Source organism: Asaia lannensis NBRC 102526 (assembly GCF_024054035.1).
GTDB lineage: Bacteria > Pseudomonadota > Alphaproteobacteria > Acetobacterales > Acetobacteraceae > Asaia > Asaia lannensis.
The window spans coordinates 26,146-49,908 of sequence record NZ_JAMXQU010000001.1 but is presented as its reverse complement, the minus strand read 5'-3'; the positions used below and the strand labels follow the sequence as shown (position 1 = coordinate 49,908).

16 protein-coding genes and 2 pseudogenes are annotated in these 23,763 nt (G+C 56.6%); 14 read left to right on the top strand and 4 right to left on the bottom strand.

All coding sequences use genetic code 11. From position 1 onward, the window contains the following. Window positions 1-10: 10 nt before the first annotated feature. The 9 genes and pseudogenes from hutG (at window position 11) to NF685_RS00160 (ending at window position 12,183) form a co-directional block, all read left to right on the top strand. Window positions 11-820: an N-formylglutamate deformylase gene (gene hutG / locus NF685_RS00200; RefSeq protein WP_252848157.1), complete on the top strand. Its 810-nt coding sequence runs from the start codon at window positions 11-13 to the stop codon at window positions 818-820. A gap of 887 nt (window positions 821-1,707) precedes the next feature. After that, window positions 1,708-2,730 carry a protein NO VEIN domain-containing protein gene (locus tag NF685_RS00195; RefSeq protein WP_252848156.1) on the top strand — a complete coding sequence of 341 codons (1,023 nt, stop codon included), beginning with the start codon at window positions 1,708-1,710 and terminating at the stop codon, window positions 2,728-2,730. A gap of 433 nt (window positions 2,731-3,163) precedes the next feature. Beyond that, window positions 3,164-4,116 (top strand): annotated as a pseudogene (locus NF685_RS00190) (IS630 family transposase). A 1,874-nt stretch (window positions 4,117-5,990) separates the two neighbouring features. After that, window positions 5,991-6,190: pseudogene (locus tag NF685_RS00185) on the top strand (IS5/IS1182 family transposase); the annotation flags it as partial. 257 nt (window positions 6,191-6,447) lie between these two features. Then, window positions 6,448-6,816, top strand: a complete 369-nt coding sequence (locus tag NF685_RS00180; protein ID WP_252848459.1) for a DUF4186 domain-containing protein — start codon at window positions 6,448-6,450, stop codon at window positions 6,814-6,816. Between the two features lie 244 nt (window positions 6,817-7,060). Continuing rightward, complete coding sequence (locus NF685_RS00175) at window positions 7,061-8,776, top strand: thiamine pyrophosphate-dependent enzyme (protein WP_252848155.1); 1,716 nt, start codon at window positions 7,061-7,063, stop codon at window positions 8,774-8,776. Between the two features lie 193 nt (window positions 8,777-8,969). Then, window positions 8,970-9,947, top strand: a complete 978-nt coding sequence (locus NF685_RS00170; protein ID WP_252848154.1) for a LysR family transcriptional regulator — start codon at window positions 8,970-8,972, stop codon at window positions 9,945-9,947. A 192-nt stretch (window positions 9,948-10,139) separates the two neighbouring features. Further along, a complete protein-coding gene (locus NF685_RS00165; RefSeq protein WP_252848153.1) occupies window positions 10,140-11,117 on the top strand; it encodes a putative oxygenase MesX in 978 nt (325 codons plus the stop codon). Between the two features lie 34 nt (window positions 11,118-11,151). Continuing rightward, on the top strand, window positions 11,152-12,183 hold the full coding sequence (locus NF685_RS00160) for a methionine synthase (RefSeq protein WP_252848152.1): 1,032 nt from the start codon (window positions 11,152-11,154) through the stop codon (window positions 12,181-12,183). Between the two features lie 74 nt (window positions 12,184-12,257). On the opposite strand, the gene purU is transcribed toward NF685_RS00160, so the two are convergent. The 3 genes from purU to NF685_RS00145 all read right to left on the bottom strand — a co-directional run bounded on the left by purU (window position 12,258) and on the right by NF685_RS00145 (window position 15,619). Then, complete coding sequence (gene purU / locus NF685_RS00155; RefSeq protein WP_252848151.1) at window positions 12,258-13,142, bottom strand: formyltetrahydrofolate deformylase; 885 nt, start codon at window positions 13,140-13,142, stop codon at window positions 12,258-12,260. Between the two features lie 204 nt (window positions 13,143-13,346). Continuing rightward, window positions 13,347-14,462 carry a metallophosphoesterase gene (locus NF685_RS00150; protein ID WP_252848150.1) on the bottom strand — a complete coding sequence of 372 codons (1,116 nt, stop codon included), beginning with the start codon at window positions 14,460-14,462 and terminating at the stop codon, window positions 13,347-13,349. A 461-nt stretch (window positions 14,463-14,923) separates the two neighbouring features. Continuing rightward, on the bottom strand, window positions 14,924-15,619 hold the full coding sequence (locus NF685_RS00145; protein ID WP_252848149.1) for an aspartate/glutamate racemase family protein: 696 nt from the start codon (window positions 15,617-15,619) through the stop codon (window positions 14,924-14,926). A 348-nt stretch (window positions 15,620-15,967) separates the two neighbouring features. Between NF685_RS00145 and NF685_RS00140 the strand changes: the two genes are divergently transcribed. The 4 genes from NF685_RS00140 to NF685_RS00125 all read left to right on the top strand — a co-directional run bounded on the left by NF685_RS00140 (window position 15,968) and on the right by NF685_RS00125 (window position 20,653). Next, on the top strand, window positions 15,968-17,338 hold the full coding sequence (locus NF685_RS00140; RefSeq protein ID WP_252848148.1) for an NAD(P)-dependent oxidoreductase: 1,371 nt from the start codon (window positions 15,968-15,970) through the stop codon (window positions 17,336-17,338). Window positions 17,339-17,340: 2 nt separating this feature from the next. Next, window positions 17,341-18,609 (top strand): NAD-dependent dihydropyrimidine dehydrogenase subunit PreA, encoded by a 1,269-nt coding sequence (gene preA, locus NF685_RS00135; protein WP_252848147.1) that lies wholly within the window; start codon window positions 17,341-17,343, stop codon window positions 18,607-18,609. 16 nt (window positions 18,610-18,625) lie between these two features. Next, window positions 18,626-19,861, top strand: coding sequence for a M20 family metallo-hydrolase (locus NF685_RS00130; RefSeq protein ID WP_252848146.1), 1,236 nt, complete (start codon window positions 18,626-18,628; stop codon window positions 19,859-19,861). A 69-nt stretch (window positions 19,862-19,930) separates the two neighbouring features. After that, window positions 19,931-20,653, top strand: coding sequence for a TetR family transcriptional regulator C-terminal domain-containing protein (locus NF685_RS00125; RefSeq protein ID WP_252848145.1), 723 nt, complete (start codon window positions 19,931-19,933; stop codon window positions 20,651-20,653). Here NF685_RS00125 and NF685_RS00120 read toward each other — a convergent pair. Further along, window positions 20,598-22,052 (bottom strand): NCS1 family nucleobase:cation symporter-1, encoded by a 1,455-nt coding sequence (locus tag NF685_RS00120; protein WP_252848144.1) that lies wholly within the window; start codon window positions 22,050-22,052, stop codon window positions 20,598-20,600. The two genes, NF685_RS00125 and NF685_RS00120, sit on opposite strands and share 56 nt — an antisense overlap. A 242-nt stretch (window positions 22,053-22,294) precedes the next feature. Here NF685_RS00120 and hydA point away from each other — a divergent pair, with 242 nt between their 5' ends. Continuing rightward, the gene (gene hydA, locus NF685_RS00115) at window positions 22,295-23,680 is read left to right on the top strand and encodes a dihydropyrimidinase (protein ID WP_252848143.1); all 1,386 of its coding nucleotides are present in this window, start codon (window positions 22,295-22,297) and stop codon (window positions 23,678-23,680) included. The last annotated feature ends 83 nt before the right edge of the window (window positions 23,681-23,763 follow it).

Sequence of the window (23,763 nt, the reverse complement as noted above, 5' to 3'; positions counted from 1 at the left end):
AAACCGGGCCATGAGCGAAACGAGCGTTTTTACCCTGACACGCGGCGAGTCCCCGGTCCTGATCGCGCTACCGCATAATGGCACGCTTCTGGCCCCGGGCATGGAGGCGCGCATGAGCGCTACTGGCCTGGCCCGACCCGATACGGACTGGCATATGGAGCGTATTTATGACTTTGCCCCTGATCTGGGTATGGGCGTCATTGCAGCGAGATATTCCCGCTATGTCATCGATCTCAATCGTGGGCCTGATGATGCCACGCTGTATCCCGGCCGACCGAAAACCGGGCTGGTGCCAGAATTCAGCTTTGACGGCGAAGATCTCTATCGCCCCGGTGAAATTCCGGGAGAGGATGAGATCGCCCATCGTCTCGAAACATACTGGAAACCCTATCACGCAGCCCTGGAGGCAGAACTCGAGAGACTGCGCAACATATGGGGTTGGGCCTTACTCTGGGACGGGCATTCCATACGCTCGCTCGTGCCCCGGCTTTTTGAGGGGCAATTGCCTGACCTCAACCTTGGGACCAATGACGGGGCATCTTGCGATGTCCACCTGACGAACGCGCTGAGCACGCTCCTTGCTGGCCAAAGCCGCCTTACCACCATCGTTAACGGGCGGTTCAAGGGCGGCTACACAACCCGTCATTACGGTCAGCCCTCACGCAATATCCATGCCATCCAGATGGAAATGGCCCAAAGCACCTATATGGCGCAGGAACAGCCCCCGTGGACAATCGATGAGAGCAGACTTGGAGAGACCCAGACCGTGCTTCTCACACTCATGCGTTATGTCACCACATGGCGCCCCTTTCCGGGCTGAGACGCCTCCCGCGGCGTGCGAGCCATCAATCAGCCTCTGTTGCGTCCCTCCTCCGCAACAGGGCGGGTAAATGCAGCTCCGGCCGGTACGCATGGTTGATAGCGTCGCGTTTCCCGACCTCTCAGCAGAGAAGTTATAGCTTGCCTTTTGGTCTTCAATCATGGGCAAGGCCTCCCCAGAAAAAAGACCGAGAACTCGTTTCTATGTTCGGCTGAGGGCCGCGTCTCCGTTCTTGCCTGACAATAATCCTGCGACGTGCGCAACAGAGGTAGAGATGGGGCGGATGCGTCTCGACCGGCGTGAGCATGTTGCAACCCTGACTTTCTCCGGGATCTTTAATAGTAGACGCGTGTCATATGCAGCAGGATGGCAATATTTCTCGAAACGAAGACGTCCCGGCTTTTAAAATGAACTCCGCTTGTATTCATAGAAAAATCCGCTTTCCGGTTTCTCGACTTCGAAATAAACAGTCCACTTCTAATTCTCTATGTTCCACAGTCAGGATTCCATAGCCTCCTACTATGCGCAGAGAGCTCCGGGGCGAGCTTCCCGTATACCAACCTACTTCAGATGGCCTTAATGATCGGAAGTAGATGGAATGGACGCGAAACGGCAGGGGATGGCCCAAAATCTCTGTCCCAGAGGTATGGTTTCGATGCAGCGCAGATCATCTGTCTGCCTGTGCGGCTGCGTTCAAGCATGGATGTCAGCTTCCGCCCTCATGTCGGACATTCGAGCGCTGATGGTAATGCCGCGAAAGCGGACATCGCTAAGCCAAGCGTGATAGACTTAGCTTTGGTGCTTTTCTGTCATTCCGTCGTGGCTTGTTGAAGGGCAAATCTAGCCAAGATACCGGTTTGTCTAATCGTAATATGGAGGTGACCCCAATGAACCGTCCGTTGATTGTGCTGCACGGTATCCATCTTAATAACTATGACGGCAGCCTGGAAGGATTCTATGCGGGCGGCTTCAAATGGGCGGCAGAGAATGGATGGGGCGGGGAGGTCCTGAATTTCAAGCCGACCTTTGGTCGCTGCTTTGGGCATGTCGAAGTACTTGAAAAGTCGCTCCATATCGAAAAGCTCGGGACCACGCCCACGAGCGATTCCATCGACAATGTTTTGGTCGTCTGGACCGCGCCGGATCCGTCGCCTCGTCGAGGGAGGATCGTCGTCGGGTGGTACTACAACGCCACGGTCTATCGTGATCGCCAGCAACCCAAGGGCGCGCTGAGGCAGGCGAGGACCTATCACGATCCGTACTCTCATGAGTCGCACACGCTGTCGTTTCAGGTCGAGGCGGATGAAAAGGATTGCAAACTGCTCGCGCCAGAGGAGCGGGTTCTCTGGATCCCACCGCGCAAGAAAGGCGACAAGGGAATACCCGGCCAGAGCCCAGTCTACTTTCCTGAGCTGCAGACGGAGGTCGGGCCCGAGATCGCACGTCGCATCCGTCATTTCATTGAGACCGGGAAAGCATTGCCGCTTGCGGAGGCCGTCTCGCCAAAGTCCGGAAGCAAGGGTCATCGCTTCCAACCAGATCCGGAAAAGCGCAAGGAGATCGAAGATGCCGCGATGCGGATCGTGACCGAGCACTTCAAAGTGCTTGGCTACAACGTTGACGACGTCTCGATAGAGAATCGAGGATATGACCTCGTCGCCGTTCAAGGCGATGCTACGCTTTGCATCGAGGTGAAGGGCCGATCCGGGAGCGCGGTGGTGGCAGACTTCACCTTCAACGAGTTTGACAAGATACGTCTCGAGCAACGCGGGAAGTTCCTCGACGGGAGCTATCGAATCTGCATCGTCACCGATGCACTAGGCGAGCGCGGCAGCCAGAAACTGCACCATTTCTGGTGTGTCACACCGCCCGACGTAGCGCAAACGACCTCACAGCAACGCGTATGGTAAAACGTTGACGGCAAAGGAACGCTTGAGCTTACACCGTGTGAAGCCGCCCAGGGCCGAATGCGCTGAGCAATCAGGTGAAGTATGACGCGGTTCCCGTGTAGGCCACTATCGCTGCGACGTTACCGAGAAGATTTTCACCCATCGAAGCGGGCTGTGAATGATACCTAAGGATCGCCGCATCTACTCGAACATCGTGAGCCTTGGTCTGACCGGGCTCGACGAGCTATTCGTCAACGGCGGCTAGGCGTAGATTTGATCGGCGCTTTCGATGCCGAAAGGCCGGTACGCGATGTCCCACGTACCGCCACCGCTCTACCCTCTAATCAACGATTTGCAGGCTAGAGCACTTTTCTTTGCTGATTGAAGCATTGGGGATCCTCAATCTGGGTGTGATCTGATTCAAGATGACGGCCGGGATGGAGGTCGGCGCTGGATGTCGTCACACACCCTGTCTCTAAATTTTTGCGCCCGCGTTGTTGCGGCGGTTTCAAAGGGCCTGTCCCGCCGGCAGGTTGCCGAGCGCTTCGGCGTTAGTCCGGCGAGTGCCGTTCGCTGGTGTGTCCTGACCGCGTCGACTGGCAGCCCCGCAGCAAAGCCACGCGGTGGGGATCGACTGTTACACAGGATCGAAGCACAGGCCGACTGGATCCATGCCCTGATCGCGGCGCAGGACGACTTGACCCTTGCCGAAATCCGTATCCGGCTGGCTGAGGGTGGCTACCATTTCGCGATTGGCACGCTGTGGGGCGTCTTCGCGCGCCACCAGATCACATGGAACAAAAGTCTGCCCATGCGGCGGAGCAGGACCGTCCGGATGTCCTGACGCGACGGCGGGACTGGTTTGATACCCAGCCCGATCTCGACCCCAAGCGACTGGTTTTCATTGATGAAACCTAGGCCTCGACCAACATGGCGTGACGTCATAGTCGCTGTCGGCCGGGGCAGAGATTACGATCCGCCGTGCCGCACGGGCACTGGAAGACCACAACGTTCATCGCGGGACTGCGGCTGATCGGCATCGTGGCCCCCATGGTGCTGGACGGACCGATCAACGGCCGCAGAGCTTTCCTGACCTATGTCGAACGTGTCCTCGTGCCGGATCTGCGCCCCGGCGACATCGTCGTCATGGACAATCTCAGCTCGCACAAGGGGCCGGGCGTGCAGGCGGCGATCGAGGCCGCCGGAGCCAGCCTACGGTTCCTGCCACCCTACAGCCCGGACTTCAACCCGATCGAGATGGCGTTTTCCAAACTCAAGGCTCATCTCCGCCGCGCCGCCGAGCACACCAGCGACGGGCTTTGGGACATGATCGGCAAGCTCATCGATCAGGTCGCGCCCGCAGAATGCGCCAACTTCTTCACCGCCGCTGGATACGAGCCAGATTGAGGGGAAAACACTCTAGCAAAAAACACTGCTGTAGTACAATTTCAGTCTTCCCATTCATCTTTATCGGAAAACGATAGTGGCGGATGGTCGCGCGACTGTGAAATCCAAAACACTGTTAAACCGAGGAGTTATTATTTTACTTATACAAGTATTAAGTAAGAAACTTACACTAATACGCGAACTAATCTGCATAGCGCTTAAAAATATCAAAGGACCTTCGATATATTTCGGTAAGTTCATGCCACTTCTTGCGTTTGTTATAATGATATCGATCTATGCATGCGGTACATATTGCTTTCACAGGGCGGGTTGGGAAAGCGATCTGACAGGAGAGGGCATTGAAACATTCTTTTCCTCAGAGCATCAATAGCTCTACCTAACATGTAAAATAGTCGCTGTTGTAGGCATCGTGCTGGCGGTGATACTCGGATTTGCCGGCGCGCGACATCCCGGAGGCGAAAGTAAGTTTCCTCTCACCGCCATGGCGGTTACGGTCGGTGCAGCGAGCGGATTAATTTCTGTAGATACTCACAGTCAGTATATAAAAGCATTTCCTACAATTGATTCATGCCATGATTGTGTTTATATATCAAACAATTGGGATCTTTTCGGATCTATTCTCATGTATGTCGACAATTCCTTCCATCTTTTCGGAGTGCTTCTTATCTTGATGATTTGTTTAGCTTTGGTGTGCCCCTAGCTGAAGACCAAAATATTCGATGAAACATGCGCGCAAAAAGAGAATTCGAGTCATTCGTAAAAAAGGAATGGCAAATCTAGGAAGGACAGCCGTTGCAGATCACATGACCAACACAGCTGGGCCCCTGTAGCACCTGTCCGCTCAAGGAAAATGAAGCAGACAAACTGTTAGGGGAGCAGTGATAGACTACGATTGGGGCATTTCTGCCGTTCTCTCTGGCGCCCCTTGAACTCGATGAAAACACCTCTGCAGGGGACACCCGAGTTGCTCAGCCTCCGTCGTTCCAGAAATTAATCAATGCTGTCAAAAAGGTCTCGAACTGCTCCCGACGCCACGTAACGGGCGACGTAGGGTGAAGGAGAAAGTACTGCTCGTTGGCGCATTCAAGATCGGCCCGGTTACAGCCATTCAGCCAATTGAGCACTTTGATCAGCGTGGCGCGGGTCAGTATCAAGCTCCCAGGATGGTCGATGGCAAATGCCTGAGAAAGATCTTTGCATCCTCAGCACTGGCTTGTCGCTGGCTCACTGAGAGGCACGACCCGCTATGACAGATGCCCGACAGTCTTCTTTTTAGCTATCTGCCTCGCCGCAACCGTCATGTTCCGGCTAGGGGTCCTGAGCCTAGCGCAGTGGAGTATTGGATGGAGAGCCGCGCAATCGGGGCGAAGCGGTGGGTACCATGGCAGGCTGGGATATTTACGAGCTGAAATCCTGTTTTGTTGAATCACCCCATGGTGGGGGACTGCGGAATTGCAGGCGTGATCGAAAAATTTATCAAATTCAGGATAGATTGAGTCGTTTTCCATGTATTTATTTTTATTTTCTCAATTATAAGAACTTATATTGAAGGATTAAAAATTGAATATTAGAAAAAATTACACCGTAGGTTTTGCGGTGTTTATATTGGCGTTGATTGTTACGCTACTCCTGTTTCCGGAAAGCTCCAGCACATTCGGGATTAAAAAGATCGCAATGCTGGCATATTTTGTAGTGTTTATGGCATTTGTATTTCTCAAGAAAAATAAATAATTCAGCTCTCTTGCAAGTTCTTGAATAGACAGATCTCTTCCAAGAGCCCGTTTGGATAATCACAGATGAGCGTTTTTGCGTAGGCTCAGGACCCATTGCTTGAGGTGGGTAAATCTGATTTAGGCTTCTTGAGGAGACTGAAGATGAGCGACCTGTCTTGGCTGATGGGCTGGACAAAAGGAGCGTATGCGACCGTTCTCTCCCGGAAGTCACCGGTCGGCCTCGCATTGACGACCGCCGCGTACTGCACAGCATCATTTTTGTAAACCGCAACGGTCTGTCACGGCGTGATACGCTTGGGGATTACGGTCCGCGCAAGGCGCTTCAATACCGATGGAAACGTCGAGCGATATGACCGTTTTGGGCTTACTCCCAGCTATTCCGGTGCTGATCCCGAAAATCGTATGCCCGGGAGAATCCAAGAGAGGATCTGTTATGCTGTGGCAGCGCGTGTACTGACACGGGTGCAAGACATGTCGATACGGCACGCATAAACAGCTTCTCAGGAGTAGGCGGGTGACAAAAGCGCATGACAATGCGCCATCGGGCGGACAAGGCGATCTCTTCGCACAGGAACGCAATTTACCGACCGTCGCCAATATGCTGTGGGAGAAACTCGCCAGATCGCGTTTCCGCAGCAAATTCCACCTTTCGCAGGACGAGATTGCCTATCTCGAACGGACAGGCTTGCCACAGGTTCTCGACCATGGCGCAGCTTTCATCGCCCGCAGGCTGGCTCCTGCCCGCCCTGAAAATGACGGTCGACAGACACCATGGCGAGGCCATCCGGTCTTTGTCGCTCAGCACGCTACAGCCACATGTTGCCGGTCATGCCTGATGAAGTGGCATGGTTTTGAGAAAAATACTGCCCTGCCACCAGAGCAGCAGAATTACGTTCTGGCCGTTATTGCTGGCTGGCTTGAACGGGAAATCGACCGAAGCACTTCTGGCAGGACCGGATCGCGATAGCGGGCCCGTTTTCGCCATACCATCTCACGACAGCCACTTACTCTCATGGCCGATGCCCCCTGCGAGATCACTGAAAAACAAGTTTATTACGGAATAATCATGTTTATTCATTGAATTATCTAACGATAAATCCCAGTCGACAACCCGTCATATTATATCTTTATTGTGAGGTTTTGTACGAAAACAGAACCTGTTTTCGGCTTTCCACGTTGTCATACCAGATGTCGACTGTGGAGATTTCTAGATGAGCCGCAACGTTGCTGAAGCCATGGTGAGCGTTCTGGAAAAGACCGGGGCACAACACTGCTATGGCATTCCCGGAGATACGCTGAATCACTTCACGGATGCACTTTCCAGAAGTGCGATTTCCTTCGTTCATATGCGACACGAGGAAGCTGGTGCTTTCGCAGCGGGAGCAGAGGCGCTGCTTGCCGACCGACTGACCCTCTGCGCAGGGTCGTGCGGTCCCGGCAGTCTGCATTTCATTAACGGCATCTGGGAGAGCAACCGCAATCGCGCGCCTGTGGTCCTGATTGCAAGCCAGATCGTACGTGACCAGCTCGGGTTCGAATTTCCGCAAGAGGTCGATTTTCGCGCCGTCTATGCGGCAGGGACCGTCTTCTGTGAAGAGATACGCACCCCCGAACAGGCGGTCCGCATGACGGTTATGGCGGCTCAGGCCGCCATGGCACGACGCGGTGTCGCCGTTCTGATCGTGCCTGCCGATATTTTCGCCGCCAAAGCCGAAAATACATCCGGCTATCGTCCGCATTTCGCACGTCCCGTCGTAACGCCTAATGCCAGCGAAATCGCCCTGATGGCGGATATGCTCAATGCTGGTAAGCGCATTACCATTTTCGGCGGTTCAGGATGTGAGGACGCCCACGACCAGATCGTGCGTCTGGCCGATGCGCTGAAGGCGCCCGTTGCCCGGACATCGAGAGCCAAAGACTTTCTGGAGCACGATAATCCCTTCGATGTCGGGATGACCGGCATGATCGGAGCGGAAGGCGGCCTGCATGCCGTTACCTCCTGCGATACGCTGCTTTTGCTGGGCTGCAATTTTGCCTGGTCGCAGTATTATCCCGACAAGGCAAGGATCATTCAGCTCGATATCGATCCCGTCCATCTGGGTCGGCGTCATCCTGTCGATCTGGGCGTTGCGGGCGATGTCGGTGCAACACTCGACGCCTTGCTGCCGCATATCACGCCGCGTACCGACAGGGCTTTTCTGGATGCCTCGCTTAAAGTTGCCCATGAGGCGCAGCACAAGCTGGACGAAAGGGCTGTGACTGGCGGGAAAGGCACAATCCACCCACAATATCTGGCCGCAACAGTTGCACGCCATGCTGCCCCCAATGCCGTTTTTACGGCTGATGGCGGCTCTCCTATGGTCTGGGTTCTCCGGCATGTTCCCTCAACCGGACAGAACCGCACACTGGTGAGCCTGAGCCACGGCACCATGGCCAATGCAATGCCACAGGCGCTGGGGGCACAGAAGGCGTTTCCCGATCGTCAGGTCATCTCCTTTTCAGGAGATGGTGGCATTGCCATGCTGCTTGGCGATCTGCTGACCTCGATACAGGAAAATCTGCCGATCAAGGTGGTTGTCTTCAACAACAGCTCCCTGAATTTCGTCGAGCTCGAACAGAAGGTCGAGGGTCTGCTCGATCACTACACAAATCTGATCAATCCGGATTTCAGCCATGTGGCCTCGGCCATCGGGCTGTGGAGCCGCCAGGTGGAAAATCCGGTCGATCTCGATGCCGCTGTACAGGAATTCCTTGCCGTACCGGGACCAGCCCTGCTGGATGTGGTGACCAATGAATTCGAACTGGTCATGCCTCCCGATATTCATGCAAAAGAAGTCGCAGGAATGGCCCTTTATGCTGCGAAGGGGCTTCTGTCAGGACGGGCAGGCGATGTTGCGCACCTTATCGGAGGGGCGCTGCGTCGTTAGAACAGGGTCAGGACACGCCTATGACCCTGTCCTCGGGCACAACCCGCCTTGTGCCTGAGGCGCAGCGTGACAGGAGACCGGGTCATAAATAACCGGTGCGCAATCAGGCACCTGCCTGAAAATGCGCGCAGGGGGGACGTTCGGTTTTCTATAGTCTGGCGATAGAGACCAGAACGTTATTTCCAGCACAGACATGTCGCCGCTCCTCTTCTCGCTCTCCCAACCCAACACCCAGCATCGCTTGCGCATGACGCCCGATCCGTTCCAGATAGGGTTAGCTGACGGGAGTTCATGTGTAGTGATCGAAATCCAGCCTTTGGCCATCATGCGGGAGATTCACCGGTCGGGCAGCCTGACACAGGCAGCCGAGCAGCTTTGCCTGACACAATCGGCGGTCAGCCACGCCATTCGTCGGTTCGAGGAGCGCTACAATGTCAGGCTTTTCGAGCGCGAAGGGCATAAGCTGCGTTTTACGCTGGCAGGAGAATACCTGCTGGAGCTCGCCCAGCGCGTCCTGCCCCAGCTCGAACACGGCAAAACAGTCCTGGAGGATTATGCACGCGGCCGGCGCGGATCGATCCGTATTGGTATGGAATGTCACCCGTGTCAGGACTGGCTGATGCAGGTGGTCGACCCGTTTCTGGCAGCATGGCCGGACGTCGAACTCGACGTAACCACAGCCTTCCAGTTCGGCGGCCTGACTGCCCTTCTGGGGCATGAAATCGACATTCTGGTTACGCCCGACCCCAGTGCGCGCCCCGAGCTCAATTTTACTCCCGTTTTCGATTACGAACTGGTGCTTGCCGTAGCCGACACCCATCCGCTTGCACAGAAGCATCATGTCGAGCCGGAAGATCTGGCAACCGAGACGCTGATCACCTATCCCGTCTCACGCGAGCGGCTCGACATCTACACAAGGTTTCTCGTCCCCGGTCACGCTCAGCCACGCCGGCACCGCACGGTGGAAACGACCGATCTCATGTTGCGTCTCGTGGCCTCGGGGCGTGCAGTCAGCGCAACGCCGGACTGGCTGCTTCGCAAGGTCAAAGGCGTAAAGGGGATCAGGATCGGAGAGGGTATTCTCAAATCCATCCATCTCGGTCATCGCACCGGCAAGGCTCCTTCCTACCTCGACGGCTTCATAAATCTCGCGGCCAGCGTCGAGGTCTAGCGGCTTTACGCTCCGCCGGCCTTCCTGCCCGGCATAAGTCGCGATAAACCATGACAACGAGTCATGTTAAAGCGACTTATAATCATTTGTCTTCATGATACATGCTGCCGGATAAGTGGCCTCGCTCGCACCGCGCGGCGGCAGGCATAACGTGGCGCGGATCGATCATCCAGCAAAGGATATCCGCCCGACATGACCAGCGATTTTAGGTTCACGATCAAAAGCCTTCGCTTCGATGAAAATTATGCGCCGGCACCTGGCACACGGCTGACAACCAATTTTGCCAATCTCGCAAGAGGCACCTCCCGTCAGGAGAACCTGCGTGCGGCGCTGACGATGATCGAGCGTCGTTTCAACGATCTTGCACACTGGGATAATGCCGAGGGAAACCGTTACGGTATCGTACTCGATATTGTTTCCATCGCGCTTTCTCTCGGCGAATCGGACAGAAGCTTTCCAGCAATCGAACTGCTGAAAACCAGTATTCTGGACCGTGTGACAGGCAGACATCTCGACGGCCTCGTCGGCAATAATTTCTCATCCTATGTAAGAGATTACGATTTCAGCGTGCTGTTGCCCGAACATAATCGTGGAAAATCCGGTTTTTCCGTGCCCGATAAATTCGGTGTTCTGCATGGGAGGATTTTTCAGGCCTTTATCGCCTCTGAGATCTACAAAACGCATTTCACGAAATATCCTGTGATCTGCCTGAGCGTTTCAGAAAACAGGGTTTATACCCGCACCGATAACCATCACCCGGTTCTGGGTGTCGAATATACACCCGATGCAGCCTCCCTGACCGAAAGCTATTTCGCAAAAATGGGTATGCGGGTGCGCTATTTCATGCCGCCCGGTGCAAAAGCCCCGCTCGCCTTTTATTTTTTCGGCGATCTTCTCAACGAGTATACCCCCCTCGAACTGATCGGCACGATCAGCACGATGGAAACATTCCAGCGCATTTATCGCCCCGAAATCTACAATGCGAACGCCGCTGCCTCGGCGCACTTCAAGCCGAGCCTCAAACACAGCGATTATTCGAATACGCGTATCGTCTACGACCGCGATGAACGCACACGTCTGGCCATCGAGCAGGGGCAGTTTGCAGGCGAACATTTTATCGCGCCGCATAAATCCTTTCTCGACCGGTGGTCGAGCCAGAATGCGGCCTGATTGCCCAGACGGAACTCCCGGAAAGTCCTACCCTATGAAAAAGCTTCTCCCGACTGCCACGGCTGGCAGCCTGCCCAAACCCTCATGGCTGGCAGAACCCGAAAAACTCTGGTCTCCCTGGAAAATGGAAGGCGAGGCCCTGACCGAGGCCAAGCAGGATGCATTGCGCGTCTCGCTGCTCGAACAGCAGGTCGCAGGGATCGATATCGTCAGTGATGGCGAACAGACGCGCCAGCATTTCGTCACCACCTTTATCGAGCATCTGGCCGGTGTCGATTTCGAAAAGCGCGAGACCGTCACCATACGCAATCGCTATGAGGCCAGTGTGCCGACGGTAGTGAGCGCTGTCGCGCGCGAAAAACCCGTTTTTGTGGAAGACGCCCGATTTCTGCGCCAGCAGACAAAAGCCCCCATCAAATGGGCGCTGCCCGGCCCCATGACCATGATCGATACGCTCTATGACGCGCACTACAAGAGCCGCGAGAAACTGGCCTGGGAATTTGCCGCCATTCTCAATGCCGAGGCCAGAGAACTGGAACAGGCCGGGGTCGATATTATCCAGTTCGATGAGCCCGCTTTCAATGTGTTTTTCGATGAGGTCAATGACTGGGGCATCGCCACGCTCGAGCGCGCTATCGAAGGACTGAAATGCCAGACTGCCGTCCATATCTGCTACGGCTACGGCATCAAGGCCAATACGGACTGGAAAAAGACCCTCGGTCACGAATGGCGGCAGTATGAGCGAACCTTCCCCAGACTTCAGGCCTCAAGCATCGATCTCGTTTCGCTGGAATGCCAGAACTCCCACGTACCGATGGAGCTGATCGAACTGCTGCGCGGCAAGAAGGTGATGGTCGGGGCCATAGATGTGGCAAGCAACCGCATCGAAACGCCTGAGGAAGTGGCCGATACCCTGCGCAAGGCGTTGCAATTCGTCGATGCCGAAAACCTCTGCCCCTGCACCAATTGCGGCATGGCACCGCTCTCGCGCAGCGTCGCCAGAGGCAAGCTCAAGGCGCTGGCGGGAGGCGCCGAAATCGTCAGGCGCGAACTGACCTGCGCCTGAGAGCGGTCACAGGCTTAATCCGGGTCACGTCCGGTAGCGCATCACCCTCACCCCGGCGCATTCTGCGCCCCCTCTCAACCGTTACGGGAGGACGCAAATGAACCGGGGCTTGCCGGGAAAACGACCGTGCTCTTGCCGTTGATAAAGACACGACGATGGGCATGGGCATGGATTGCCCGCGCCAGAACCTGACTTTCCACATCGCGCCCCAGCGTGACGTAGTCATCGGCTGACTGGTTGTGCGAAACGCGAATGATGTCCTGCTCGATGATCGGCCCCTCATCGAGCGCGGCCGTCACATAATGGGCGGTGGCCCCAATCAGCTTGACGCCACGCGCATGGGCCTGGTGGTAGGGATGGGCTCCCTTGAAGCTGGGCAGGAAAGAATGATGGATGTTGATGGTACGCCCCGAAAGCGCCTGACACATCTCATCGGACAGCACCTGCATATAGCGCGCCAGAACCACCAGTTGCGCTCCGCTTTCGCGTATGATGGCCAGCTGCTGCGCCTCGGCCTCGGGTTTGTTCTCTTTCGTCACCTTGACGTAGTGGAATGCAATATCGTGATTGACGACAAGCTTCTGGAAATCCAGATGATTGGAAATCACTGCGACAATATCGATCGGCAGGGCGCCAATGCGGGTGCGGTAAAGAAGATCGTTCAGGCAATGACCGAAGCGTGACACCATAATCACGACCTTCAGGCGCTCGTTCTCGTCATGGAAAGTAGCCGTCATCCCGTATTGTCGGGCGATCGGTGCAAAATCACGCTGCAATTCCTCAAGGCTGGTATCGGCCTCGGCAAGAAAACTCGTGCGCATGAAAAAGCGGTTCGATTCGATATCGTCGAATTGCGAACTATCGCGGATATTGCATTCTTTCCCGGCAAGATAACCAGAGATCACAGCGACAATGCCGCGACGCGCCTCACATGTCACTGTCACGCAATACCGGCCCATTTTCTTCCCCCGTCCATACAAAACCCGTTGCCGCGCCAGCTCTCGATGACAGGGCTCCCCGGTATCAACGAAGCGCCAGAGTCATGCCCTGACCGATGGCACATTTTTCACCGCAGCCATCGCGCCTGCCGGACGTAGCAGCTTCATACAGTCATGCCTACATCAGGACCCCATCGGTCAGACCGAGCCACCTCCCCCTTGTGCTCAGGCCGACTTGAGATGAAAGCAGGTAATCTCTGAGGGTCTTCCAAGGCGCAAAGCGAAGCCGGGCCAGATGCCGGTACCGTTACCGACATAGAGCGTCATGGCGCCGATCTCATAGCGCCGCGAGACAAAACCGTTATTTCCCCGCGCTACCATGCGATCCAGACCATAGAGCATACCGCCATGCGTATGTCCTGACAGCTGGAGCGATACGCCGCGTTCGGCAGCCTGACGCGCTTCACCGGGCTGGTGATCGAGCAGAATGACCGGCGCGTCAGCAGGCCGCCCGGCGAGAGCAGCCGCCAGATCGGGTCTGGCTTCGCCGTGTCGCCCTGCTGAGCGATCCGTCACGCCTGCAACCACAAGCGACGCGCCTGCGCGGGTGATGACGCAATGCGTATTGAGCAGCATGTGAAAGCCGAGCGTTGCGAGATGCTGCATCCATTCACGATAATCGAAGAAATACTCATGATTGCCCGGACAGGCTATCACACCATCGGGGGCTTTGAGCTGTGAAAGCGGGGCCACGTCGTCGCGACGCATGGCCACCGATCCATCGATGAAATCGCCGGTCACCACAATCAGATCCGCTCCGATGGCATTGGTGCGCGCCACCACCTCTTCGGCCCAGCGACGGGGAAAAAGCCGCGTGATATGCAGATCCGTCAACTGGGTTATGCGATAGCCGTCAAAAACAGGTGCGAGCCCGGGAATGAAAACGGTCTCATGCCGGACCGGTGGCACGCGTATGGCATTCCAGACACCCAGCGCCGAAAGAAAAGCAGCCACTACGCCGACCCCAACGCGCGGGGCGGTGCCGATCACGATGCCATGCCACTGTACCAGCGCAATCAGGGCAGCCACGATATCGACGAGCAATTGCCCGAGGGTGACGAACATCAGGGCCCCGAAGGCCCAGTTGAACAGAATGATCAGCGGGCGCGGCATCTCCGGGGTAAAAACGGAACCGGAAGAAAGGCGGCACCATTGATGATAGAGCGCAGCCATGACGATCAGCACGACCGCGGCGAGTTTGACGGGAAGTGCCAAAGGAAGCGGCCAGAGCCAGTTCAGAATGACAACGACAAACAACGTACCGAAAATGAATGGGCGCAAGAGACGGGTAATCCTGGAAATGAGGCCGTAACAGGCAACGCTCTGGCAAGGGTGCGGTTTTTTGCAAGAGCCCCAGTAACGGTGGCGGTGACAGGAACGGTGACAGAAACGGACAGCATGGCCTTCACTCGAGACGGCATGTCTCGCATGTGGCAGAACACGTTCATCGGATTCTGACGAATGACCTGGTGACGATCATCCACCACAATCCTGCACAGCCTTTCGAAACCTCAGGAAGCATTTCGGTGAAACAACAGCATTGGCCTGAAAGCCTTGTTAGATCCGGAATACCACAACGATCCATTATCGAAACGTTATGGACTGCAGCCTCAGTGTACAAGCAGAAGCATCATAGTGAATCCCCCGGGTCGTGACCGGTAAAACGTGAAAGCGATTCGTTAATGGTTCAGGCATGCCCTGTGGGACATTAACGCGTCTGACGCTGTCGTTCCGCTATGAGGCTAGTCGGCCAGGGCTCTTTCCAGTGCTGCCTGAACATGAATGGCCGTAGTATCGAAAAGCGGGACATCGCAATCGCCATCCCTGACGAGCAGCATGATTTCCGTACAACCGAGAATGATCGCCTCTGCCCCTGAGGCAACGAGACGGGCCATGATGGCACGATAGAGATCCCGCGATGACTCCACGATCTGCCCGGCCACAAGCTCATCGTAGATGATACGATGAACTTCCTTCCGATCCGGCTTGTCGGGAACGATGACCTCAAGGCCGAAACGCTCGGTCAGCCGGTTCTTGTAGAAATCCTGCTCCATCGTAAAAATCGTTCCGAGCAATCCAACCCGACGCACCCCGCACTGCCTGATCCGTTCTCCAGTCGCGTCAGCAATATGCAGAACAGGTATCGAGAGTTCAGCCTCGATGGCCTCGGCCACGCGATGCATGGTGTTCGTGCAGATCACCAGATCGTCGGCGCCGGCCTTTTCCAGATGACGCGCGGCCTCAATCAGCTTTTCGGTCAGCACATCCCACGCATCGCAATGCTGCAGCGTCTTGATCTCGGCAAAATCGAACGACCACAGCAGACATCTGGCCGATGAGGCTGGCCCCAACCTGTCACGCACGCCTTCGTTGAGCAGCCGGTAATACATGGCCGAGCTCTCCCAGCTCATACCGCCCAGAAGCCCGATCATTCTCATGCCATACCCCCTTCAGTGTCCTGTCGCTGCCAGGTCCACGCTCATTCATCCCTGCACGAACGAAGATCGATCCTCTATCCTCAACGGACGAATCATATTTACGTGGGGACATGCCTGTTTCTCACGTATGAGATGCGCGAAATCTTTTTTATGACCGGCTGAACGGGGCCTGTGTTGTAGGTTTTCAATCGAACCCCATCATTCTAGCAAAACCGCCCTATTTCCCTTCCGGACCGGAAATCGCGGCCCAGCCGATAATATCTGAACATTCAGTCAGTTTTTCCTTGCAGGACGCATTGGAGCAGCCGTAACGTTCGTTTTACGGAACAAACAGAACCGGATTCTCCCATGCGCCCCGATATTGCCTGTGGACGTTTGCCCCAAGATATTCTGGCGCAAAATTTTGCCGATGCGCATCCGGGGCTGACCCCCGAGCAGGCTGCACTCGAAGCCGATCGCTGTTTTTATTGCTACGATGCTCCCTGTATCGAGGCGTGTCCGACCGATATCGACATCCCCCGCTTCATCAAGGCGATCGCCACGAAAAATACGGCCGGGGCGGCCAGAACCATCCTTCAGTCGAATATTCTCGGCGGTTCATGCGCCCGGGTCTGCCCAACCGAGATCCTGTGTGAGCAGAAATGCGTACATACGGCCATAGAAGCCCATAAGCCCGTTCGCATCGGCGCCCTGCAGCGCTACGCTACAGACTGGCAGATGGCACAGGGCTCCTATCCTTTCACACGCGCCGCGCCGACAGGGCGTCATATCGCTATCGTGGGTGCCGGCCCTGCCGGTCTCGCCTGTGCGCACCGTCTGGCCATGCACGGCCATGAGGTAACGATTTTCGACAAGCACGAGAAACCGGGCGGGCTGAACGAATACGGCGTTGCGGCTTATAAGCTGGCCAATGATTTCGCCCGGAAGGAAATCGATTTCCTGATGGCCATCGGCGGTATTCACTATCAGGGCAAAACCGTTCTGGGCGAAACAATCCGCCTTGCAGCGCTGCGTCAGGATTACGACGCCGTTTTTCTGGCCATTGGCCTGTCAGGTGTACGGGCGCTCGGCCTGCCGGGTGAGACCATGCCCGGCGTCAGGGATGCCGTGGCATTTATCGAGCATCTGCGCTCCCACCCGCTCGCCTCGGTGCAGATCGGGCGTCGTGTGGTCGTGATCGGTGGTGGCAACACAGCCATCGATGCCGCCGTACAGGCAAAACGCCTCGGTGCCGAGGAGGTGACGCTGGTGTATCGCCGGGGTGAGCTCACCATGTCGGCCACAGAGATCGAGCGCGACTGGGCGCAGACCAATGGCGTGACGCTTCGGCTCTGGGCAGCGCCGACCCGGCTGGAATTCGACAATGGCGCCCTGACCGGCGTGACGTTCAGACGCACTGACACGCCCCCGGAGACCCTGGGCGGGCCCGGCATGCCCCCTGCCGAGTTTACGATTGCCGCCGATATGGTGCTCAAGGCTATCGGGCAGGTTTTCGTTCCCGATCCACTCTCTCAGGATCAGATCCTGATCGAAAACGGCCGCCTCGTAGTGGATGAAAAAGGGCGTACCTCGCTGGCTGGCGTCTATGCCGGAGGTGATTGCACAGCGGGGGAAGACCTCACTGTGGCCGCCGTGCGCGACGGGCGTGAGGCAGCACAGGCCATTCATGGTGACCTGACCCTTTCCGGTCTTTCTCTCTCCGGCACAGGAGCCCCCTGATCATGGCCGATCTGCTTAGCAATTTTGCTGGCATCACCTCCCCCAATCCGTTCTGGCTGGCTTCTGCCCCACCGACCGACAAGGAATATAACGTACGCCGTGCATACGAAGCCGGTTGGGGCGGCGTGGTCTGGAAAACGCTGGGAGAAGACCCGCCTGTGGTCAATCTCAGCTCGCGCTACGGCGCGCTCCAGTTCGAAGGCAAGCGCCTTATGGGGCTCAATAATATCGAGCTTATTTCCGACCGGCCGCTTGCCACCAATATTGCCGAGATCAAGAGCGTGAAACGCGATTTCCCGGATCGGGCACTCGTCGTCAGCCTCATGGTGCCTTGCGAGGAACATCGCTGGAAAGCCATCCTGCCGCTCATTGAGGAGACGGGAGCGGACGGAATCGAGCTGAATTTCGGCTGCCCGCATGGCATGTCCGAGCGCAATATGGGCTCCGCTGTGGGGCAGGTGCCTGAATATGTCGAGATGGTCACGCGCTGGTGCAAGCAGAACACGCGCATGCCGGTCATCGTCAAGCTCACCCCCAATGTCACCAATATTCTCATGCCCGCGCGCGCTGCCCGTCGTGGTGGAGCCGATGCGGTATCGCTCATCAACACTATCCAGTCGGTCATCGGGGTTGACCTGGACGCCATGGCCCCCATGCCGGTCGTCGGTGGCAAGGGTACGCATGGCGGCTATTGCGGCCCAGCAGTCAAGCCTATTGCCCTGCGCATGATCGGCGAGATTGCCCGCGACCCCGAAATGGCGGGAATGCCCATTTCGGGCATGGGGGGCATCAGCACCTGGCGGGACTCGGCCGAGTTCCTCGCCATGGGATCGAGCACGCTACAGGTCTGCACAGCTGCCATGCATTACGGGTTTCGTATCGTCGAGGACATGATCGACGGGCTTTCGAACTGGATGGACAGCAAGGACTATGCGACGCTGCCCGATCTGAGTGGACGGGCCGTATCGCGCTTTGTGCCGTGGAACCAGCTCAACATGAAGTTCCACACCATCGCGCAGATCGACCAGGAGAGCTGCGTGGGATGCGGGCTGTGCCATATCGCCTGCGAGGACACGTCGCATCAGGCCATTGCCAGAAGCATCGGGCCGGACCGGCGCGAATACAGTGTGATCGAGGCGGAATGCGTGGGCTGCAATCTTTGCGCCCATGTCTGCCCGGTGGATGACTGCATCACCATGGCCCCTCAACCGACGGAGGGTGAAATGACATGGCTCGACCATCCCTCCAATCCCCATCGTGTTTCCGCCTGAAAGGACCGCCTGCCCCATGAGCAATATCCGTATCGATGGACAGGCCCTGTGGGCCGATCTGATGGAAACGGCCCGTTTCGGCGGCACGGAAAAAGGCGGCATCAGGCGCCTGACCCTGACGAACGAGGACCGTCAGGTTCGTGACTGGTTCGCTTCTGCCTGCATGTCACTGGGATGCACCATGACGGTAGACCGTCTGGGCAATATGTTTGCCCGTCTGGAAGGGCAGAATGCCGATCTGCCCCCCATCACCATGGGCAGTCATCTGGATACCCAGCCTACGGGCGGGAAATTCGACGGTATTCTTGGCGTGCTAGGTGGATTGGCCGTACTCCGCGCCCTGCGCGAGGCAGGTCATGTGACACACCATCCGATCGAGCTGATCAACTGGACCAACGAGGAGGGCTCACGCTTTTCGCCTCCCATGATGTGTTCGGGCGCCTTTGCTGGCGCCTTCAGCGAGAGCGAGGTGCTCGACAAGCGCGACCGTGCGGGTGACCGCTTTGGCGATGCGCTGGATGCTATCGGCTATCGCGGCACGCAACCCTGCGGCGATCATCCGGTCGCAGCCTATTTCGAGCTGCATATCGAACAGGGTCCGATTCTTGAGGCTGAAAACCGGGTGATTGGCGCAGTGACAGGCGTGCAGGGCATGCGCTGGTATGAGGTAACGCTCACCGGACGCGATGCCCATGCGGGCTCGACCCCCATGACCATGCGTGCCGATACACTTCTCGCAGCCTCGTCCATGATCGTGGCAGTATCCGATGTGGCAAAGGCTTTTGCGTCCGAGGGTCTCGGCACGGTCGGGCTGATCGAAAACCGGCCCAACAGTCATAACGTCGTTCCCGGAGAGACCTTTTTCACCATCGATCTGCGCCATCCCGACGATACCGCTCTGGCGGGAATGGAAGAGATGATGAAAGCCAGACTGGCTGCCATTGCCGAAGAAGCCGGGGTAACCCTGCAGATGACCCGTATCTGGGATGCCCCTGCCGTCCCCTTCGACCGGCGCTGTATCGATATGGTTGCCGAAGCCGCAAACGAGGCCGGATTCACCCCTATGGAAATCGTGTCGGGCCCCGGTCATGACGCAGCCTATCTCGCACGTGTTACGCCAACGGCCATGATTTTCGTGCCATGTCGTGACGGGCTGAGCCATAACGAAGCCGAAAGCATCACCGAGGCAGAGGCCGAAGCGGGCGCCAACGTGCTTCTGGGAGCTATTTTGCGTGCAGACAGGGTTTTCTGATCCATATCCGCGTTGCTCCGGGATACCGCCCGGTCGGAATGCGGCAGACATCAGGCAGGAGAGAGCGGAATGAACGACATGACGGCACCTCTTGCAGACCGGATCGATGCCATCGGAGGGCGCAGACGGGGAGATATCACGACAGATCGTCCCAGACCCAGAAAGCCGAGCGCCCCGCGACAGGCCGTCCTGCCCCAGATCCTCAACGCTGCGGAAACGGTTTTCGGCAGGCGCGGCCTCAAAGGTACGCGGCTCGAAGAAATCGCCACCCTGTGCGACATCCCCAAAGCCAATATCCTCTATTATTTCGGTTCCAAGGAAGAACTCTACAATGTCACGCTCAACCGCCTTCTTGAGGTATGGCTGGGCGATGCCGACCGCTGGCTTAATCCGGATCGCCCCCCGCTGGAGGGTATGGAGGGATATCTTCGCGCGAAAATAGGCTTTTCCCGTACGCGTCCGGAGGGTTCACGGCTCTTCGCTCAGGAGCTTCTTTCGGGTGGGCATAATCTCGGCAGTTTTCTGAGAGACGTGCTGCGTGCCCATGTGGCCCGACATGCCGCACTCTTTCTCGACTGGCAGTCACGCGGGCTCATGACACCGATCGATCCCACGCATTTTCTCTGTCTGCTCTGGTCGGGCACGCAGGCCTATGCCGATATGCAGGTGCAGTTCGAGGCACTCCTGGAAAATGCACCGCTCGATATGCGCGATTACGATACCGCACTCGATACATTCATGATCCTTGTGAGACCGCTTTTCCAGCCCTCACCGACAGGCTCGAAAGCATAAAGTGGAAAAATCCGCCTGACAGGAAACCGATGATCCAGGCGTAATTCTGAGCCCAGCGCAACGCAGGCAGAAAAACCACGATCAGGCCGAGTGCGACGGATAGGCACAGTGCACAAACGGCACGAGGATTGATACCTTTTCTGTACCAGTACGGCCCCTTGGGATCTATGGAATAAAGCGCATCGAGATCGAGCCGTGTTTTCTGCACATGATAGTAATCGATCAGAAGGATACCGGTTACAGGGGCGATAAACAGGCCAAGAATATCAAGGGTCAGGTGAATCAGTTCCGGATGCGCATAGAGGTTCCAGGGCGTCAGCAGAACGGCACCGATCGAGGCAATCAATCCACCCTTGCGCCACGAAATGGCGGATGGCGCGATATTCGAGAAATCGAAAGCCGCCGAGACGAAATTGGCTGAGATGTTGATGCCGATGGTTGCAGCGACCAGCGTGACTGTCCCAACCAGCATGATCGTCTGACTATCGAAAAGCATGATGGTTTCGGCCGGATCGAGAATCAGTTTTCCGAGTGCCGAACGGGCCAGCACGATAGTGGTCAGAACAAGCAGGACGAAGGCCATGAAATTGACAGGCAGCCCCCAGAAATTACCCCGACGTACAGCGCCCATGCCTGTGCCATAACGCGCAAAATCACCGAAATTAAGAATGATCGGAGAAAAATAGGCCAAGGTCAGTGAGGTAACGCTCATCGCACCCGCAAGAGCGACTGACCAGGAAACATTGCCCTGCGGCAGAACCTCGAAATGAATGCTCCCATGCGTTCTGAACAGAAGGGCGATGTCGAGGCCGAGAATGACCACATAGATCGCAGGCCCTGCCCAGTCGATAAAATGCCGTATTGCCTCCATGCCGCGCCAGAATACTGCAATCTGAAACAGCCAGACGAACACAAACGCCCCCCATCCGATCATGGAAAGGCCCAGCGCCCCATGATGATGGAAATCGGCATAGTTCATCGCGTCCGGGACCATATGCAGGATGAGCAGCACGATGGCATTCGAGGCCAGCCAGGTCTGTATGCCGTACCATCCCACAGCGATAATCCCACGCACCAGAGCGGGAATGACTGCGCCATAGACGCCAAAAGCCCCACGGATAATCACGGGAAACGGTGCGCCGGCACGCTGGCTGGGAAGAGCCACGAGATTGCACAGCACATGTACGATGATAACAGCAGCAAGCAGTCCTGACAGAACGGTCCCTACAGGCAGGCCCATCATGAAAAAACTGCCTATGGTCATATAGCCGGCGACGCTGTGCACATTGGACATCCAGAGGAACAGATAGTCCCTCCACCCCCAGTGTCGCTCTGCCACGGGGGCGAGATCCTCATTCGATAACGGTCCAGAGAGCATGTTCATGTGTGCCTGCGTCATCGCCATCCTTTCCCCGATCGCCCCGGCACGATTGCCATGTTCCAACCGCCCAGTTCCAACGGCCCTGTCCCGACAACTTTGTCAGGATCGTTGCGGCAGAACCATCCTGCTCGTTCGATGCCGAAAGCCCAGGCTCCCAGCAACAGATTGACCATCTGGTCAGGCTAGCTCTATGATTTCGATATTACAACGATATTATGGCTGGTTCTTTTATCCGGGCTTTTTCACAGGGGAACAGTGTCATGCTGCTCATCAAGGGTGGAACGATCGTTACAGCCGAGCGCAGTACGCGCAGTGATGTCCTGTGTGACGATGAAGGCCGTATTGCTGCCATAGGCCCCGATCTGGACTGTCCGACCGGCTGCGAGATCGTCGATGCCTCCGGGCTTCTGGTCATGCCGGGCGGGATAGACCCGCATACCCATATGGAAATGCCTTTCATGGGCACGACCGCCAGCGACGATTTCTTTACCGGCACCGCAGCAGGTCTGGCGGGCGGGACAACGAGTATCATCGATTTCGTCATACCCGCAGAAGGGCAACCCCTGTTCGAGGCGTGGCAGGACTGGTGCGTCAAGGCTGAAAAATCGGCTTCGGATTATGGTTTCCATGTTGCGGTCACGCATTGGAACGACCGCGTTCATACAGATATGGGCCGGCTTGTGCACGAAGGTGGCGTCAATTCCTTCAAGCATTTCATGGCCTATAAAAATGCGCTGATGATCGACGATGCTATCTTTCTGCATTCCATGCAGCGCGCCGGCGAACTCGGCGCGCTTTGCACCGTCCATGCTGAAAACGGCGATGCCGTTTCCTTTCTGCAGGCAGAGTTACTGGCCTCAGGAGAAACCGGCCCCGAGGCGCATCCACGTTCCCGGCCAGCGCAAGTCGAGGGAGAGGCAGCCCAGCGCGCCATCGCACTGGCCTCTCTGCACGATACACCGCTTTATATCGTCCATGTTTCAACCCGTGAGGCCACAGAAGCCATCGCTGCTGCACGGCTCAAGGGGCTGAAAATATATGGTGAAGTCCTGCCCCAGCATCTGGTGTTCGACGAGCGCGTCTACGATACGACGGACTGGCTCTCATCCGCGCGTCATGTCATGAGCCCGCCATTTCGGCCGAAATCCCATCAACAGGCACTCTGGGGCGGTCTGGTGTCAGGGCAGTTGCAAACCACTGCCACGGATCATTGCTGCTTTTGTCGCACACAGAAAGAACGCGGACGGGGCGATTTTACAAAAATACCCAATGGCGTCCCCGGGATTGAAGAGCGCATGAGTGTGCTCTGGCATCATGGCGTGGTGAGTGGACGGCTGAGCCCGGAACAATTCGTGGCCATCACCTCGACCAATACGGCACGCATTTTCAATATCTACCCGAGAAAAGGCTGTATCGCACCGGGCGCCGATGCCGATCTCGTCCTGTGGGATCCTACGGCCACGCGCACGATTTCCAACAAGGCGCTCCACCATAATGTCGATTACACGCTCTATGAGGGCATGACCCTGACAGGCGTTGCAAAAAGAACGATCAGCCAGAGCCTGATGGTATGGGACGACGGCACCCTTCGCGCCGAGCGCGGCAAAGGCCGTTACGTCAGACGTGCACCGTTCGGCAGGATTTAATAAACCAGGACGCTGTTTGAGCGGGCCTCCTCGCTCATATTTGCCAGTCAACTTCATCTGCAGAGGATATCGATAGTATAGAA